At 67.5% G+C, this 15793-nt stretch carries 12 protein-coding genes; 8 read left to right on the forward strand and 4 right to left on the reverse strand.

Going from position 1 to position 15793, the window contains the following annotated elements; all coding sequences use genetic code 11:
• Positions 1 to 87: 87 nt before the first annotated feature.
• From CYFUS_RS24350 to CYFUS_RS24365, 3 genes are all read right to left on the reverse strand, one after another.
• On the reverse strand, positions 88 to 690 hold the full coding sequence (locus tag CYFUS_RS24350; RefSeq protein WP_198316743.1) for an imm11 family protein: 603 nt from the start codon (positions 688 to 690) through the stop codon (positions 88 to 90).
• Positions 691 to 700: 10 nt separating this feature from the next.
• Entirely contained in the window at positions 701 to 1990 is a 1290-nt protein-coding gene (locus CYFUS_RS24355) for an AHH domain-containing protein (protein WP_095987406.1), read from the reverse strand.
• A 1110-nt stretch (positions 1991 to 3100) separates the two neighbouring features.
• Positions 3101 to 3529, reverse strand: a complete 429-nt coding sequence (locus CYFUS_RS24365) for a DUF3574 domain-containing protein (RefSeq protein ID WP_095987407.1) — start codon at positions 3527 to 3529, stop codon at positions 3101 to 3103.
• An 80-nt stretch (positions 3530 to 3609) separates the two neighbouring features.
• Here CYFUS_RS24365 and CYFUS_RS24370 point away from each other — a divergent pair, with 80 nt between their 5' ends.
• The 4 genes from CYFUS_RS24370 (at position 3610) to CYFUS_RS24385 (ending at position 9404) form a co-directional block, all read left to right on the forward strand.
• Positions 3610 to 5424, forward strand: a complete 1815-nt coding sequence (locus CYFUS_RS24370) for an amidase (protein ID WP_095987408.1) — start codon at positions 3610 to 3612, stop codon at positions 5422 to 5424.
• Positions 5425 to 5608: 184 nt separating this feature from the next.
• On the forward strand, positions 5609 to 6826 hold the full coding sequence (locus tag CYFUS_RS24375; protein ID WP_157758624.1) for an AHH domain-containing protein: 1218 nt from the start codon (positions 5609 to 5611) through the stop codon (positions 6824 to 6826).
• 23 nt (positions 6827 to 6849) lie between these two features.
• Positions 6850 to 8094, forward strand: coding sequence for an imm11 family protein (locus CYFUS_RS24380; RefSeq protein WP_095992197.1), 1245 nt, complete (start codon positions 6850 to 6852; stop codon positions 8092 to 8094).
• A 368-nt stretch (positions 8095 to 8462) separates the two neighbouring features.
• A complete protein-coding gene (locus CYFUS_RS24385; RefSeq protein ID WP_232537745.1) occupies positions 8463 to 9404 on the forward strand; it encodes a type VI immunity family protein in 942 nt (313 codons plus the stop codon).
• A 5-nt stretch (positions 9405 to 9409) separates the two neighbouring features.
• Here CYFUS_RS24385 and CYFUS_RS24390 read toward each other — a convergent pair whose 3' ends face one another.
• Positions 9410 to 10588 carry a DUF4388 domain-containing protein gene (locus CYFUS_RS24390; protein ID WP_095987410.1) on the reverse strand — a complete coding sequence of 393 codons (1179 nt, stop codon included), beginning with the start codon at positions 10586 to 10588 and terminating at the stop codon, positions 9410 to 9412.
• A gap of 240 nt (positions 10589 to 10828) precedes the next feature.
• Between CYFUS_RS24390 and trpS the strand changes: the two genes are divergently transcribed.
• Genes trpS through CYFUS_RS24410 form a run of 4 tightly spaced genes read left to right on the forward strand, consistent with a single transcriptional unit; the run spans position 10829 to position 15758 of the window.
• A complete protein-coding gene (gene trpS / locus CYFUS_RS24395; RefSeq protein WP_095987411.1) occupies positions 10829 to 11842 on the forward strand; it encodes a tryptophan--tRNA ligase in 1014 nt (337 codons plus the stop codon).
• Between the two features lie 18 nt (positions 11843 to 11860).
• Complete coding sequence (locus CYFUS_RS24400) at positions 11861 to 12730, forward strand: segregation and condensation protein A (RefSeq protein ID WP_095987412.1); 870 nt, start codon at positions 11861 to 11863, stop codon at positions 12728 to 12730.
• Positions 12717 to 13697 (forward strand): SMC-Scp complex subunit ScpB, encoded by a 981-nt coding sequence (gene scpB, locus CYFUS_RS24405; protein WP_095987413.1) that lies wholly within the window; start codon positions 12717 to 12719, stop codon positions 13695 to 13697. The genes CYFUS_RS24400 and scpB overlap by 14 nt, the downstream gene beginning before the upstream one ends.
• Before the next feature lie 21 nt (positions 13698 to 13718).
• Positions 13719 to 15758 (forward strand): pseudouridine synthase, encoded by a 2040-nt coding sequence (locus CYFUS_RS24410; RefSeq protein ID WP_095987414.1) that lies wholly within the window; start codon positions 13719 to 13721, stop codon positions 15756 to 15758.
• Positions 15759 to 15793: the final 35 nt, after the last annotated feature.

The following is a 15793-nucleotide window of genomic DNA, read 5'->3' on the forward strand; positions in this document are numbered from 1 at the left end:
AGAGGGTGGGCGCAGAGAGGCAGAGGAAGGCCGCAGACGGGAGCCCACGAGCTCGTACAAATCGTCTGACACCTTCTCTGGGGCCATTCACGCGCGCTGGTCATTCTTTCCTCCACTGGGGTCCGTCACACGCTCGAACGACACTCCAAGGTTCCCTACCCCTTCGAGTGCGTTCTTGATGTCCTCTGAAACGACGAACGCGATCTTGAACTTCTTCAGCCGAAAGACATGCGCGCCCTCGGTCTTCGAGGGGTCGATTCGCAGGCCGTAGATCCAGCGGTACTCCCCTTCATAGTCAGGGGAGGGGTCGTCCTCGTCATAGTGGTGAACCTCCCGGCACCGTGCCTCGTCTATGGCATCAATCACCTTGGTCGCATTGACAACGATGTACTGTTCGGGCTCCCCGGCGATAATCATCGGGATCAACTGCACATCACTAGATGCAAAGGCCCTGAAGACGTTTGCGACCGCCTCATTGACGATGGGGGCTTGCTCTATCCCAGAAAGTACGAACGCGCGCCTCTCGCCTTGGTGCGCAACCTCGGCCTTCATAGGCCCGAGGTCTGGAAGAATGCGACCGTCTGCGAACATCCAAGGCTCGTCGAAGGTGCCCCCGGTCGCTGGTCCTGGCGTTTTAACCACCCATTGAGGCACGTTAGCTATTCCTACCCAATAGAAGTGACGCCCCATGCTGCCTCTCCTACTTCACAATTAGACTGCGCAACTCGGATCCCTGCGTCAGAAGCTCATTGGCAATCTTGGCTAGTTCAGTCGTCAAACTGGACCGACACGTCTCCGTGGACCGACAGCGAGACACCGCTCGCTCCAGACGAAGCACCACCCTCTCGTGGTATTGCTCTGGATGTGGTCCTTCGTGCCCATCGAGCCGCACTTTGTTTGCAACATCTTCGAGGCTCATCCCTGCCTTCTTGAATACGTCCTCGCATCTCGGTGTCCAAGGACCACCGGTCACATCGGAAATGGGGTTCTTGTTCGTGCAGATGTGGTGAACAGGGCCCACGGCGTCGCCCGGATACCGCCCCTCTCCGTACATCGCAAGAGCCGCAGCCGCCCCCGGAGCCAGCGCCACGTTGAGCACGCCAGCGGCAGGCAACGAGATTGAGCCCACCCCACCATTCAACGCCGCCGTGAGCTGAAAGCCGCCCTCGGCCTGCGCGCGGATGGCGGCCTGGGAGAAGCCGGGGAGCTTGGGGCCTTGGGCCGCCATCGCGCTCTTTCCGCCAAGGGCCGCAGTGACGAGCAGCACCAGGACGCGCGTGCCGTTCGTTCCCAACACGCGCCCGAACCGGTGCCCGATGTCCTGCAACTCGACGATGCTCGTCGCCTTCTCTGAGTCTTCCCACAGCCGAACGAACCCTCGGCCCATCTCCCAGACCGGAATCACACCGAGGTAGGCCACCATGGCCGCCGTCAACGCGACCGCGATAACCTTGGTGACGGGTTCGGGCAGGGTCATCGTGAGCAGCACGGTCAGCGCGGCCGAGGTCAACATCGCTTTGAGCGCTACCGGGTTCAGCATCTTGCCGACCTCCACCTCGACGCTCTCCCAGACGGTATCAAGCGCGAAGGACAAGGCCATGAGCGTCCGGTCCTTCCGCCCGAACGGCAACCCCGTTCCACCTACCAGGGTCAGGCAGTCGTCCGCGTCGGGGCAGATGCGCGCGTACAACGACTCAGGCGAAGTCCCCGAGCCCGAATCAGCGAGGCCCTTCGAGGACGCGAGGAGAGTCCTGGACCGCACCCACCCGCGCTGGTCCGCCTCGTCCAACTCGCGGAACGCCACGTCCAGCCGCATGTCGAGGACGAGCTGCGCGAGGGCCGCCTTGAACTCGTCCTCAGTCACCTCGACAGGCTCGACATCGACCGACTCGTAGGTGACTCGCTGACCGTTCTCAACGTCGATATGGACGACGCGGGTGGTCGCACACCCCGCCGCCAGCAGTAGACCCACTAATCCGACTAGTCTCATAGAGTCCCCCCAGATGCGAAATCCAAGTAAAAATGGATTTAACATCGTGACCCCGGAGTCTGACAGCTTCAAGGGGGCCTTGAGTTTCTAGTCTACTGCACTGCACCTGCCTTCTCGGTCTTCCTTCTATAGGAGAGCCGCGAGGCGCTGCTGGACGACGGCCGTCGTCGCAGGACTGTGCGCCTCGTCCTCTAGGCGACCTCCCCAGGGAGTGGATGCCCTCTACCCCTCCTGGGAAGTTGGCCGGACTATGTGACCTGGCCTACCCATCCGGTCTTTCCTGCTTCTTGTCCTGGTGGCCTCGTCGGGCGCGCAGGCCGGGGACAAGTACGCCGAGCCGTTGGTGCGCCCCATCATGCGGTCCGAACACAGAAGAACGACGCCCTCACCGAAGAGAACGAGCGCTACCGCAAGCGCTAGGAGGGATGGGGGCCGTGTAGAGGGAGAGGGAAGGAGGCGAGGGGCCGAGGAGGGCCGCGGACGGGAGCCCCCGGGCTGTGAGCCAGGGCGGTGCGCAGAGCGAACAGCCTCCTGGAGGCACACGCCGGCCCAAGCGGCCCCTGCTGCTGGAAGGGAGGTAGCAGGGGAGTGGGCTTGTGGGGCAGCGCGACGGCATGGGGCTCAACACCACGCCACCGCCCTCGTCGCTTGAGCAGTGAGGCGCGCCAAGCCCCCGGAAAAAATGTGCGCGCCTCCGAGGCCGATGCACGACACCAGCGTGCCCAGCTCCGTGCCGAGCTCGCGTGCCACGCGCGCCGCCACGCTCGTCGCGGCGATACGCCGGGGCTGGGTTGACGCCAATCTGGCGCGGGCGGCCGCGCCCCATGGCGAGCAGGACTTTCGGCAGCTGCGTCGTCTTCCCCGAGCCGGTGGCCCCCGCGACGATGACGACCTGATGGGCGGTGATGGCCGCGGTGATGTCCTCCACCCGGCTCGAGATGGGGAGCTCGGGGGGGAAGTGCAGGGTGGGCAGGCCGCCGGGGGTGGGGACGGGTGATTCGCCGGACATGGCAGCATGGCCTGGCATTGATTCTGGCCCCGATTGAAGTGTCCCCGACGGGATTCGAACCCGTGTTCCTCCATTGGGAGGTCAGCGCGGGGGCCCGCCGCTCAGTCGAAGGCGACGCACGAGGGCGAGTCGATGCGCAGCACGGACTCCTGGTGGAAGCGCTGCTTGTACTCCTCGCGGATGGCGTTGATGTCCGCCGAGCGCGCGGCGCTGCCATCGTGGAGCAGCACGAGGATCTTGCTGTTCTCGTGGACGAGGTTGCCGTTGTCCATGAGGTACTGGCCATCGGCGTCGTACACGGTCAGCCCGTCCTTGAAGCGGGGGGTGACCACGGTGTCGACGAAGGCGTTGAACTCGGCGTCGGTGACGGGCACGTCGTTTGCCCGATCCATGCCGAAGAACAGCTCCGTGCGGTACTGCTCCGAGCCCACGAGGCAGGCGCTCTCGGGGATGCCACCACAAGCGGAGAGGCTCAGGCCCAGGGCGAGCACGAGGACAGGGGACAGGCGCGAGACGGCGGCGAGGGACATGCTTCGGACTCCTGAGGAGGGGAGGAATGCGCTTTATTCCAGGGCCGGGGGTGGCGTCACCCGCCCAGGAAGGGTTTCCCATGTCGGATTCATCACGCAGGTGGTTCTTGACCCGGAGTGTGCTGGGCGTGGCGGGAGCGGTGGTGGCGGGCCGGGCGGAGGCGGCGCCTCCCGACGCGGGAACGGGCGCCCCGGCTCCGGCGGGCTCTCCGCCCGCGTTCGGCACCGCCCCGTCCGTGGGACCGGAGGTGAACGCGGCCACCTTCGAGGAGGCCAGCAAGTTGATGCGCGTCACCCTGACGCCGGCCGAGCGCGCGCAGGCGGCGGGCAACTGGCGCGAGATGATGGCGCCGTTGCTCGAGCGGCGCACGGGGCCTCGCCGGGTGGAACTGGAGCCGTCGCTGGCCCCCGCGACGCGGTGGGATCCGTCGCTGCCGGGGGTGAAGACCGTGCCCTCGCGCAACCGCTTCGTCCGGAGCAAGGCCCCGGGGGCGCCGCTGCCCCAGAAGGACGAGGACATCGCCTTCGCGCCCGTGTCCCAGCTCTCGCGGTGGGTGGAGTCGCGCGCGCTGACGTCCGAGCGGCTCACCAACATCTACCTGGAGCGCTTGCGGCGCTTCGATCCGAAGCTCCAGTGCGTCATCACGCTCACGCCGGAGCTGGCGCTCGAGCAGGCGCGGCGCGCGGACAAGGAGATCGCCGCGGGCCGGTATCGCGGTCCCCTGCACGGCATTCCCTGGGGGGCGAAGGATCTCGTCGACACGGCGGGCATCGCGACGACCTACGGCGCCGAGCCCTTCCGCGATCGGATTCCCACCACCGACGCGACCGTGGTGGACAGGCTGCACCGGGCGGGGGCGGTGCTCGTGGCGAAACTGAGCCTGGGGGCGTTGGCGCTCAATGACATCTGGTTCGGGGGCGAGACGAAGAACCCCTGGGTGTTGGAGGAGGGCTCGTCGGGCAGCAGCGCGGGCCCCGGGTCGGCGACGGCGGCGGCGTGCGTGGGCTTCTCGCTGGGGAGCGAGACGGGAGGCAGCATCGTCGCGCCGTCGATGCGCTGCGGGGTGGCGGGGCTGCGGCCCACGTATGGGCGCGTGCCGCGCACCGGGGCGATGACGTTGAGCTGGACACTCGACAAGCTGGGGCCAATGGCGCGGGGGGTGGAGGACACGCTGCTGGTGCTCTCGGCGCTCTCCGGCCCCGACGCGGGGGATGGGGCGAGCGTGCCCTCGCGGCTGGACTTCGATGCCACCGCGGGGGTGAAGGGCTTGCGCGTGGGGTATCTCCCCGCGTGGATGGAGCAGAGCCCGGCGACGGACGTGGATCGGGCGGCGCTCGAGACGCTCAAGACGCTGGGGCTGACGCCCGTGGAGGTGAAGCTGCCCGACTGGCCGTATTCCTCGCTCAACGTCATCCTCTTCGCCGAGGCGGCGGCGGCGTTCGAGGAACTCACGTTGGAGCACGGCGTGGACGCGCTGGCCATGCAGGTGCCCGACGCGTGGCCGAACCTCTTCCGGCAGTCGCGCTTCCTGTCGGCGGTGGACTTCGTGCAGGCGGACCGGCTGCGGCACAAGGTGGCGCGGGAGATGGCGCGCATCATGGGGGAGGTGGATCTGCTGCTCGTGCCCTCGTTGCGCGAGGAGATGCTCACCGTGTCGAACTTCACGGGCCATCCCTCGCTGACGTTGCGCACGGGCTTCGTCGAGGTGGAGCGGGCGCGGAGCGACTGGGCGCCCAATCCCTTACGGCCACTGCCCACGTTCTCGCCCAAGCGCCGCGTGCCGCATGGGGTCACGTTGATTGGACGGCTCTTCGACGAGGGGACGTTGGGGCGGGTGGGGATCGCGCTGGAGCGGGCCTCGGGCGTCGCGGGCGAGCGGCCTCCGGGGTTCTGAGTCCGGTCTCGTGCGGTGCCAGGCAGTGGTTCATTGACTGAGGAGGTGCGCTGTGTTCACACGTCTTGAGGGTTCGTGTCCGGCGGACGCGCAGCGGCGTCCCTGGTTGGGGGTTTGGGTCCTCCTCGTCCTTTTCCTCCATGCCGCCTGTGCCGCGCCGATGGCTGGAGTGAGGGCCGAGGCAGTGGCGAGGAGTGAGGCCGCGGACGAGTGGGTGCACCTCACGTTGCCCACCCGGTTCGGGGCCGTGCAGGTGAGCGACTTCGAACTCAACGAAGCCATGTCCACCCTGGTGCTGAACATGCCGCTGCGGGTGGCGGGCTCCCATTTTCCGCTCTACCTCCACCGGAAGCTGGCGCTGGCCTCGGTCACGGGAGAGGCATGGCGCACACCTCTGGCAAAGTCCTACGGGCGCTTCTGCGAGCGGCAATGCACTCCGGGAGACTGCCTGGAGTTGTTCAAGGACGGGCCAGGGCTGGACGGTGAGGACAAGCGCGACATCGCCCTGGCGCTCTCCGTGAATACAGCGCTGGAGGCGCGGGACGCGGAACTGCGCTCCATGTTCTCCACGACGCAGCTGTGGACGACGCTGAGCCTCACCCTCACTGGCTACATGGCGCTGGTCGCGGCACCCGAGCCCGTTTCCAAGGGCGTGGCCGCCGCACTGACCGTTTTGCTGTGGGGGTACCTGGGCTGGGAGTTGTTCGACCTGCTACGGGCCTACTTCCAGTTATGGGAAGAGGCGGCCGAGGCCAGCACCTTCGCGGAGCTGCACGAGGCGGGGAAGCGCTTCGGCAAGGTCATTGGACCCAACAGCATGCGCATCCTCCTCTTGTTGGGCACGGCGGCGGTAGGGGAGACGGCGGCGCTCGTGTCCAAGGCGCCGAAGCTGCCGGGTTTCGCGAAGGCCGAGGGTTCGCTCAAGTCCCAGGCCGGCATCCGTGACGTGCTCACGGCGGTTCAGGAAGCGGACAGAGTGAAGGTCGCCGTGTCGGAGGGCACGTTCAGTGTCGTCCTGCCCGCGAATGTCTTGAGCATGGCCGCACGGCTCCCTCCCGCATCCTCCGACCCACCGAAGAAGAAGCCGCAAGTGCACCACATCGCCACGGTCGAGAACGAGGTGTCCACCTTGCGCGGAGGGCCTTGGACACAACGGTTCAAGAGTTTCTTCGACAAGGCGGGCATGTCGATGGAGGACCCGGCCAACAAGGTCCAACTCCCCAGTCATAGGGGGCCACATCCCGAAGCGTACCATCAAGCCGTCTTCGACAAGTTGGAGCAGGCGTCAAAAACCTGCGTCACTCAACAGGAATGCGCGAGTGCATTGAGGAAAGCGCTGAGGGAGCTGGCCGCGGAGATCGCCAAGACTGGAAGTCGACTCAACAGGCTGCTGACCGAATGAAAACCTCGTTTGGGAATACCAACATGGCAGGACAATATTTCAGGCTTCTGGACGATGTTCATATCCCTGGTCGGTGGGAACTGGATGACCCCGTGAATCAACAGGGCCAGACGATCGGAACCTGGATGTTCAGGCGGGGCATGCCCGTCCATCTCGAAGGACGGATTCGGGTTCCTCTTTATGTCCCTGGCATGGCGCTGGACTTCTCCATGCTGGCGGGGGCGTCCATTCCAGTGGTTCATGCCCGAGTGGCAGATGTCTTTGCCAGATTGGCTCCTGGTGACGTGCAACTCATTCCGGTGCAGGTGGACGGCCAAGCCGATCCCTATTTCCTCCTCAACATCACGCGAGTCGTGAAGTGTATTGACGACGAGGCCTCCGATGAGGTGCGCTACTGGAAGCCGGAGCATGGGCAACCTGAAAACGAGGGAGAGTACCGCTCTGTCATCGGACTGCGCATCGATCCTACCAAGGTGGGCGAGGCTCAAGTGCTTCTCACCTGGGGTTGGATAGCCATCATCGTGTCCGAGGCCATCAAGAATGCCCTCATAGACATGGGGGCCACGGGGCCTAAGTTCGCAGAGGTCACCGGTCCAAGCAGTCTTGGTGCGGATGAGCGCGCGAGGAACCAGAAATCCCGCGAGCTTCTCGAGTCGGCGGAAACCTCCCGAGAGGCCACCTGGCGCACCCTGGGCTCGCTGGATGAGGAAGTCATCATGCCTATCGCCATGAGTGACTCGTGGCCGGGGCAGCGGCAGCTCTGGTGCGTCATCCGTCGCGAGGCAGGACGCACCTTGCTCGTGACTCATGGCCTCTCGGATCCGTTCATCGAGCGCCTGGAGCCCTCCGTGGGCTTTGGCCTGGAACTCGCCCTGGAGGTGGATGCGGCCGTGAAGGACATCTCGAAGGGCTGGCCTCTGCTGTTACTGGATCGTGTGGCGAATGAAGTCGCCCATCACGAGCATGTGCGCGAGGGGGTGAAGGAGGGCCTCTTCTCCATGGAGGTATCTGGAAAGGGAATGCCCAAGTCATTCATCAACAAGCAGGGGAGGGTGGCCGTGTTGCTGGGCGTGGAGTCGCGCACGCTGCCGAAGCGATTCTCCACGCCGTACGGAGAGGTGAGTCTCGTCACCGTCAAGGCGCTGCTGCCCGCGGAACTGGCGTACGTGTTGGAGCATGGCGCGGAGGGTCAGGCCGAACTGGCGCGGCGCTTCGCTGAGAGCGACGAGGAGCACCTGTCTCGCGCCCGAAGACGCTCAGCGGTATAACCCCGAAGTATCCTGAACATCGCATGAGGAGGTGCCTGCTGTTCTCTCTTCAACCTGGCTCACGCTTCCATAGAGGCGAGCCGTACCGACATACAATGCGTCTACGAATTCAAGTTTCCCTGTCACGAAAGCCGCAGGCTCAGTCCCAACACCTCTTCTGGTGTGAAAGAGCAGTTGAAGGGATACCAGCGCCTGACAAAAAGATGTCCTGTGGCGCTCATTACGCCCGGCGGACTCTGGCAATGGGGCATTGATTTATGACAGGCCAGTACCCCCGACTTCGCCTTCGTGGCATTCCCCCGGGCCCATGGATGCTCCATGAGGAAGCGCCTCCGCGCCAGCGGCGGCAACTGCTAGCACGTGAAGTCGTGCGCATCGTCTTCTACATGCCACACGATCATCCTGAACTCTCTCTCGGGGTGAGCCACGCCATCGACAGCTACATTCACGGGGTTGGTCAGGGTCCCCAAAGCATCAATTACGTCTACTTCTCGCATGACGAGGGCATGCGCCTAGAAGAGGAGCAGTGGAGTTGGGTTCGACGTCTCCTGGAGACGACGAAGCGCCGCTCATTCCCTGCTGATTACGAACCCTGGGAGCGGAGAGAAATCCAGAAGCGGGGCTATGAGCGAAGGCTTCGCTTCACCGGGGGAGAGGACAGCCAGAATGGCTACCAGCTCGAGTACCGGGCACGCATCCCCTGGCGGCCCGCTCCAGAGCGAACGATGGCGAGCGTGCTCACGGCTACACTTCCCATCGAGTTCCTCGAAGAGCATGGCCCTGGTCGCGTGCGCCAGCTGGCCCTCGATATGGCCTCCATGCTGTCATTCGCTTCTGGCCACGTAGGATTGGCCCTTGAGCTCGACTGGTGCCTTCGACCCGCGGACAATGCCTTTCGCGCTCAGGTCCTGCGCTATCCAGGCATCGATCTGCGAGCGGCATGGCGCCACGAGCGGTGGATGGGCCATCACGTGGATGGAGTTCACTGGCTCAACTTCCTCGGACCTCCCACGCTCACTCAACTCGGAGGCGCAATCGCCTTGAAATCCCGGCTGGACTCCGCCGAGACAACGCTGGTGGAGCTAGACGAGCAGCGCGTCTTGGTCTCCCTCGGAGAGAGGCCGGAGGCGGGGGACCTGGCCACCGGGACGAGCCTTCCCGCCTACCGCGAACTCGCTCGGGTGCTGGAGCCCTGGCTCGAGCCGCTGTTCCTCGATCAGTGCTGGGATTCCGAGAGGGATCCCCGGTACACGAAGCTCGTCCTCACCGAGGAGGAGGCTCGGCGCTGGTGGCGCCGTTTCCTTGACTGAGACGCTCAGCCCACCACGACGATCGGAACCCCATACGGATCCGTCTTCGTGCGTCCGCGGGCCGCTGTGTCCTCCTGCTCGGGCCGCAGCCGCACGACGTCCGCGGCCATGAGCCGCCGCAGCGCCCGGTACGCCGCCAGCTCGCCCATGGCCGTGTTGCGCAGCACCTCGCGCACGCTCCGGCTGCCCCGCAGCTTCGAATACAGATACAAATCGTCCGCCGTCAGCGAGGGCGGAGTAGGGCGGGGCAGGGGCTCGAAGAGCAGCCGCCCATCCAGCGCCAGCACCTCGTCCGCCAGCGCCACCATCAGCCGCACCTCCGCTTCCCGGTACAGCGCGTGCGCCTCGGGAATCGGCGCCCGCTCCAGTGCCTGGGCCGCTACCGCCACCGCCTCCTCGTACTGGCCCGCCTCCACCCGCCGGCGCGCCTGCTCCAGCAGCGCCGCCAGCGCCGCGGCCTCGTCCTGTCTCGGCTCCTGCGTCTGGCGCGGCAACAGCGCGCCCCGCCGGTACAGCCGCAGCACCCAGCGCGCTCCGTGCACCGGCCCCTCGGGGCTCGCCGCCAGCAGCGCCCCCAGCGTCACGCCCTGCTCGGCCATGCGCAGCAGGTGCTCCTCCGCCGTCGACGCCGCCTCCAGCGCGAACTCCCGGCACACCCCGAACGTCGTCCCCGGTCCCGCGAAGAGCGTCCAGAACACCTTCCACTCGCGCTGCCGCGTCATCGCGTCCCGGTGCAGCTCCCTCAGCGCCATCCGCGGCAGCTCCACCACCCGGCCCGGCGCCGGCAGCCCCGGCACGAACTCCACCTCCCCGGACTGCCACCCGTAGGAGTCGAACAGCGCCTCGCGCGCCTTGTGCTCCATCGCCTCGAGCAACCGCGCGCGCTCCACCAGCCCCCGCTCCACCACGAAGGTGCCAAAGGGCACGCGCGCCGTCTCCGCCGCCTCGAAGGCCTGGGCCGCCCGCGACGCGTCCAGGATGCGCATGCGCGCCAGCACCTGTCCCAGGTGCTCCCGAGGCTCCGTCGAGCTCTCGCCCACCAGGTGCCCGTCCCGGATGAAGAACTGTCGCCGCACCGCCCCCCGCTCCACCTTCAGCGTCCCCTCGAGCCCCGAGGCGTCGACGAACGCGGGCATCAACAGCGACAGCCCATAGCTGGCCAGGTTGCCCTTGAAGCGCTCCATGCCGTGGACTTCCTTCTTCGCGAGAGACGAGAGTGTCAGGGTAGCGGAACCCGGCGTTCTCCTCAACCCGTTGATTTCACACACCTTTTGATGTCAACACGAGGACGGACCCTCCTCCCCCCCGCCTGGGTAGGGAGCAGGCTGGGGGGGTGGGTTGCCCGTACCCGCAGGAAAGTTGCAGGGGGGCCAAGGGTGTGCGAACCAGGGCTGTCACCCCTTTCGATTATAGGCGTGGGAGTCATGCGGATTCTTTCGGGCGTGCAGTCCTCGGGTCGGTTGCACATCGGCAACTACTACGGCGCCATCCGGCAGTTCGTGCAATTGCAGGAGCAGGGCGAGGCCTACTTCTTCATCGCCAACTACCACTCGCTCACCACGCTCCGGGATCCCCGCCAGGCGGAGACCTACACGCGCGAGGCCGCCATGGCCTACCTGTCGCTCGGGTTGGATCCGAAGAAGGCGGTGCTCTTCCGCCAGAGCGACGTGCGCGAGGTGTTGGAGCTGTACTGGCTGCTGGGCACCGTGGTGCCCGTGGCCAACCTGGAACGTGCCACCAGTTACAAGGACAAGCTGGCCAAGGGCATCAGCGCCGACTTCGGCCTGTTCGCCTACCCGGTGCTCATGGCCGCCGACATCCTGCTCTACAGCCCGGACTTCGTGCCGGTGGGCAAGGATCAGATCCAGCACATCGAGTTCGCGCGCGACTGGGCGGTGAAGTTCAACCTCACCTACGTGCCGGGCTACGATCCGCAGGACCCGGACGGCAAGGAGAAGGGGCACGCCCCCGGCCTGCTCAAGCTGCCCGCGGCGCGTGTGCAGGAGGACACCGCCACGGTGCCGGGCGTGGACGGACAGAAGATGTCCAAGTCCTACGGCAACACCATTGATCTCTTCGGCGACGAGAAGGAGCTCAAGAAGCGCATCATGGGCATCAAGACGGACTCCACCCCCGTGGAGGCCCCCAAGCCCACCGAGGACGCCCCCCTCTACGATCTGCTCAAGCTGATGCTGCCCGCGGACCGCTTCGCCGAGGCGGATGCCTCCTGGCGCGCGGGCGGCAAGGGGTATGGCGACTACAAGAAGCTGCTCCTCGCGGCCTTCCTCGACACGTTCGGGCCGGCCCGCCAGCGCTACACGGAGCTGCAGAACGATCCGGCCGAACTCGAGCGCATCCTCCAGGATGGCGCCGAACGGGCCCGCGCCGAAGCCACCCGGTTGTTGCAGCGGGTGCGTCGCGCCGTGGGTATTCCCTGATCCCGTGAAGGACCTCGGGTGAGCACAGGCGGCGGTCCCAGCGATCCTCCCTCCGAGGAGCTGCTCGACGCGGACGTCCCCCGTACGCCGGGTGACGCCTTCCGCATCGCCTTGCCCAATTTCGAGGGTCCGCTCGACCTGTTGCTCCACCTCATCAAGGAGCACCGGCTCGACATCTTCGACATCCCGCTCGCGCTCATCACCGAGAAGTACCTCGAGTACCTGGAGCGCATGCGGGAGATCAACCTGGACATCGCCGGGGAGTTCCTGGTGATGGCCGCCACGCTCGCCCACCTCAAGAGCCGCATGCTGCTGCCGCGCCAGGACGTGGCCGAGCAGGCGGTGGACGCGGTGGCCGAGCTGCAGCAGGAGGAGGCGGGCGACCCGCGCGAGGAGCTGGTGCGCCGGCTGCTGGAGTACCAGAAGTACAAGGATGCCGCCGAGCAGCTCGCCCGCCAGGACATCCTCGATCGGGACATCTTCCCGCGCCGCGTGCCCGTGGAGGCCGTGCCCATCCCCGAAGAGGAGGTGGGCCTGCAGGAGTTCAGCGTCCTCAAGCTCATCGAGGCGTTGGACCGGGTGATGGAGCGGCTGGCGCCCAAGCTCCAGCACGAGGTGGTGCGCGAGAAGGTGAGCCTGTCGGACGCCATGCGTCGCATCGCGGAGAAGCTCGCGGGGCAGGAATCCTGCACGTTCGACAGCCTGTTCGAGGAGCAGCGCACGCGCCAGGCCGTGGTCATCACCTTCCTGGCCATCCTGGAGATGGTGAAGCGGCGGTTGCTCAAGGTGAGCCAGGAGGAGCCGCTCGCGGCCATCCTCCTGCGGCCCAACGGGGACGCACTGAAGAACCTGCTCCCCACGGAGATGGACGAGAGTGACTACCGGTAACGAGGGCCCCGGGGACGCCGGGGGCAAGCCAGCACGTGGCTCGGGAGGGCCGAGCCCCTTCACCGAGGAGGAGATCGCCGCCGTCACCGGCCCCGGCGACGTGGACGACCTGGAGGACGCCGACGTCGCCACCATCGAGGCCGACGAGGCGCCCGACCTCCAGTCCTCCTTCGAGAAGCTGCTGGTCAAGAGCCGCGGCCTGTCCTCCGAGCGCATCCGCACCGTGGTGGAGAGCGTGCTCTTCGTGGCGGACAAGCCCCTGGATCTCAACCAGCTCTACGAGGCCACGGGCATCGACCGGGAGAAGATCCAGGAGGCGCTCAACCAGCTCTCCGGCATCCACCGCGACGGCATCAGCGGCATCGTGCTCTACGAGGTGGCCGGCGGCTGGCAGTTCCGCACGGATCCCCACTCGGCCGAGTACGTGCGGCGCTACCTGCGCGTCAAACCCCAGCGCCTCACGCGCGCCGCCGTGGAGACGCTCGCCATCATCGCCTACCGCCAGCCCGTCACCCGCCCGGAGGTGGAGGACATCCGCGGCGTGGACTGCGGCGCGGTCATCAAGGCCCTGCTCGATCGCAAGCTGATCAAGATCCTCGGCAAGAAGGAGGAGGTGGGCCGGCCCATGCTCTATGGGACGACGCGCGAGTTCCTCGAATTCTTCGCCCTCAAGGACCTGTCCGCCCTGCCCACGCTGCGTGAATTCCACGAGCTGACGCAGGAGCACCAGGAGATTGTGGAAAAGGAGCGCCCGGCGGCCCCCCCGGCCAGTGGTACGGTGGAGGCGCTGGCGGATCCAGAGTTCCAGAAACGGATGGAGAAGAGCGTGGCGGCTTCCGAGGCCGCGCTCGAGGAGTTGGAGGAGGCCATGAATGCCGCGGACAAGACGCAGCAGGCCGCCACCAGCCTCTTGAACCCGACCCCACCGCCGCCCACCGAGGGCGGCTCGGGGTCCGAGCCCGGTTGACGGGCGGAAGGTGTAGGACAAATGGCGGCAGAACGTTTGCAGAAGTACCTCGCGCGCGCGGGAGTGGCCTCGCGTCGGCACGCCGAGGAGCTCATCACCAGCGGGCGCGTGACGGTGAACAACGAGAAGGTCACCGAGCTGGGCTCCAAGGTGTCCCCGGGAGACCTGGTGATGGTGGACGGCTCGCTCGTCACGCCGCCCGAGGAGAGCTCGTACTTCCTGCTCTACAAGCCGGTGGGCGTCGTGACGACGCTGTCGGATCCCCAGGGCCGCCCCACGGTGGCCAGCTATATCGAGCAGACGGGCAAGCGGCTCTTCCCCGTGGGCCGGTTGGACTACGACGCGGAAGGGGCGCTGCTCGTCACGGACGATGGGGCGCTCGCGCACAAGCTCACGCACCCGAGCTTCCAGGTGCCGCGCACCTACCTGGCCAAGGTGAAGGGCTCGCCGGACGCGGCCACGCTGGACAAGCTGCGCGGTGGCGTGCGGCTGGAGGACGGCATGGCCACGCCGCTGTCCGTGGACGTGTTCGAGCGGGCCGAGCGCAACACGTGGCTCAAGCTCGTGGTGGCCGAGGGCCGCCCGCACCTCATCAAGCGCCTGTGCGCCGCGGTGGGCTGTCCGGTGGTGCGCCTGTACCGCCCCTCCTATGCGGGTGTCTCCGTCGACACGCTGCGCCCCGGCGAACTGCGGCCACTCTCCGAGGCGCAGGTGCGCCAGCTCCAGGAGGTGGCGGATGGCAAGGCCACGCCCGCGGACAAGGAGCCGAAGCTGCCTCCCCGGCGGCACGGGCGCTCGGCGCCGGGCTTCGAGGGGGACGTGGACGATGACGACGAGGTGAGCGAGGAGGCGGCGCCGCCGCGGCGCGAGGAGCGCAAGCCGGCGCGGGCCCCCGCGGGTCGTCCCGAGCGCCGGGAGGCCGGTCCTCGTGGGGGAGGGGGCTCCCGGCCGGCGTTCCGGAGCGCGGCGGGTGGCCGTGCCGAGCGCAACACGTGGACGCCTCGGGAGGATGAGCAGGAAGAGAGGGGCGAGGAGCGGAGCGAGCGTCCCGCGCGCAAGTCCTTCGGGGCGGGAGCCGGTCGGGGTGAGCGGCCCGAGCGCAGGTCCTTCGGCGCCGATGCCGAGCGCGGGGAGCGGCCGGCCCGCAAGCCTTTCGGGGCGGGAGCCGGTCGGGGCGAGCGTCCCGAGCGCAGGTCCTTTGGCGCCGATGCCGAGCGGGGTGAGCGTCCTGCCCGCAAGCCTTTCGGGGCGGGAGCCGGTCGGGGCGAGCGGCCCGAGCGCAGGTCCTTCGGCGCCGATGCCGAGCGGGGTGAGCGTCCCGCGCGCAAGCCTTTCGGGGCGGGCGCTGGTCGGGGTGAGCGGCCCGAGCGCAGGTCCTTTGGCGCCGATGCCGAGCGCGGCGAGCGTCCGGCCCGTAAGCCTTTTGGCGCGGGAGCCGGGCGGGGCGAGCGGCCCGAGCGCAGGTCCTTTGGTGCCGATGCCGAGCGCGGCGAGCGTCCGGCCCGTAAGCCTTTTGGCGCGGGAGCCGGGCGGGGTGAGCGGCCCGAGCGCAGGTCCTTTGGTGCCGATGCCGAGCGCGGGGAGCGTCCTGCCCGTAAGCCCTTTGGGGCGGGTGCCGGCCGGGGCGAGCGGCCCGAGCGCAGATCCTTCGGGGCGGATGCCGAGCGTGGCGAGCGGCCGGCCCGCAAGCCCTTCGGGGCGGGTGCCGGGCGCGGTGAGCGGCCGGCCCGCAAGCCCTTCGGGGCGGGTGCCGGGCGCGGTGAGCGACCCGAGCGCAGGTCCTTCGGAGCCGATGCCGAGCGGGGTGAACGTCCTGCCCGCAAGCCTTTCGGCGCGGGCGCCGGGCGCGGCGAGCGGCCCGAGCGTAGCTCCTTCAGTGCGGATCCGAGCGCCGAGCGCCGGGTTCCCGCCCGGGCTCCGCGGTCCGGACCGCGCGGCGATATCGGAGAGAGGCCCGCTCGGAAGACCTTCGGAGGAGCGGGCGGCTCGTTCGGCAAGGCTCGCCCGCCGCGCGAGGGTGCTGGGGCGCCCAGGGGGCGAGGGCCCCGTAAGGGTCGCTGAGTTGGGCGCTCGCGCGCGCCGCTGATATAACCCGC

The sequence above is a fragment of the Cystobacter fuscus genome, from assembly GCF_002305875.1.
Lineage (GTDB): Bacteria > Myxococcota > Myxococcia > Myxococcales > Myxococcaceae > Cystobacter > Cystobacter fuscus_A.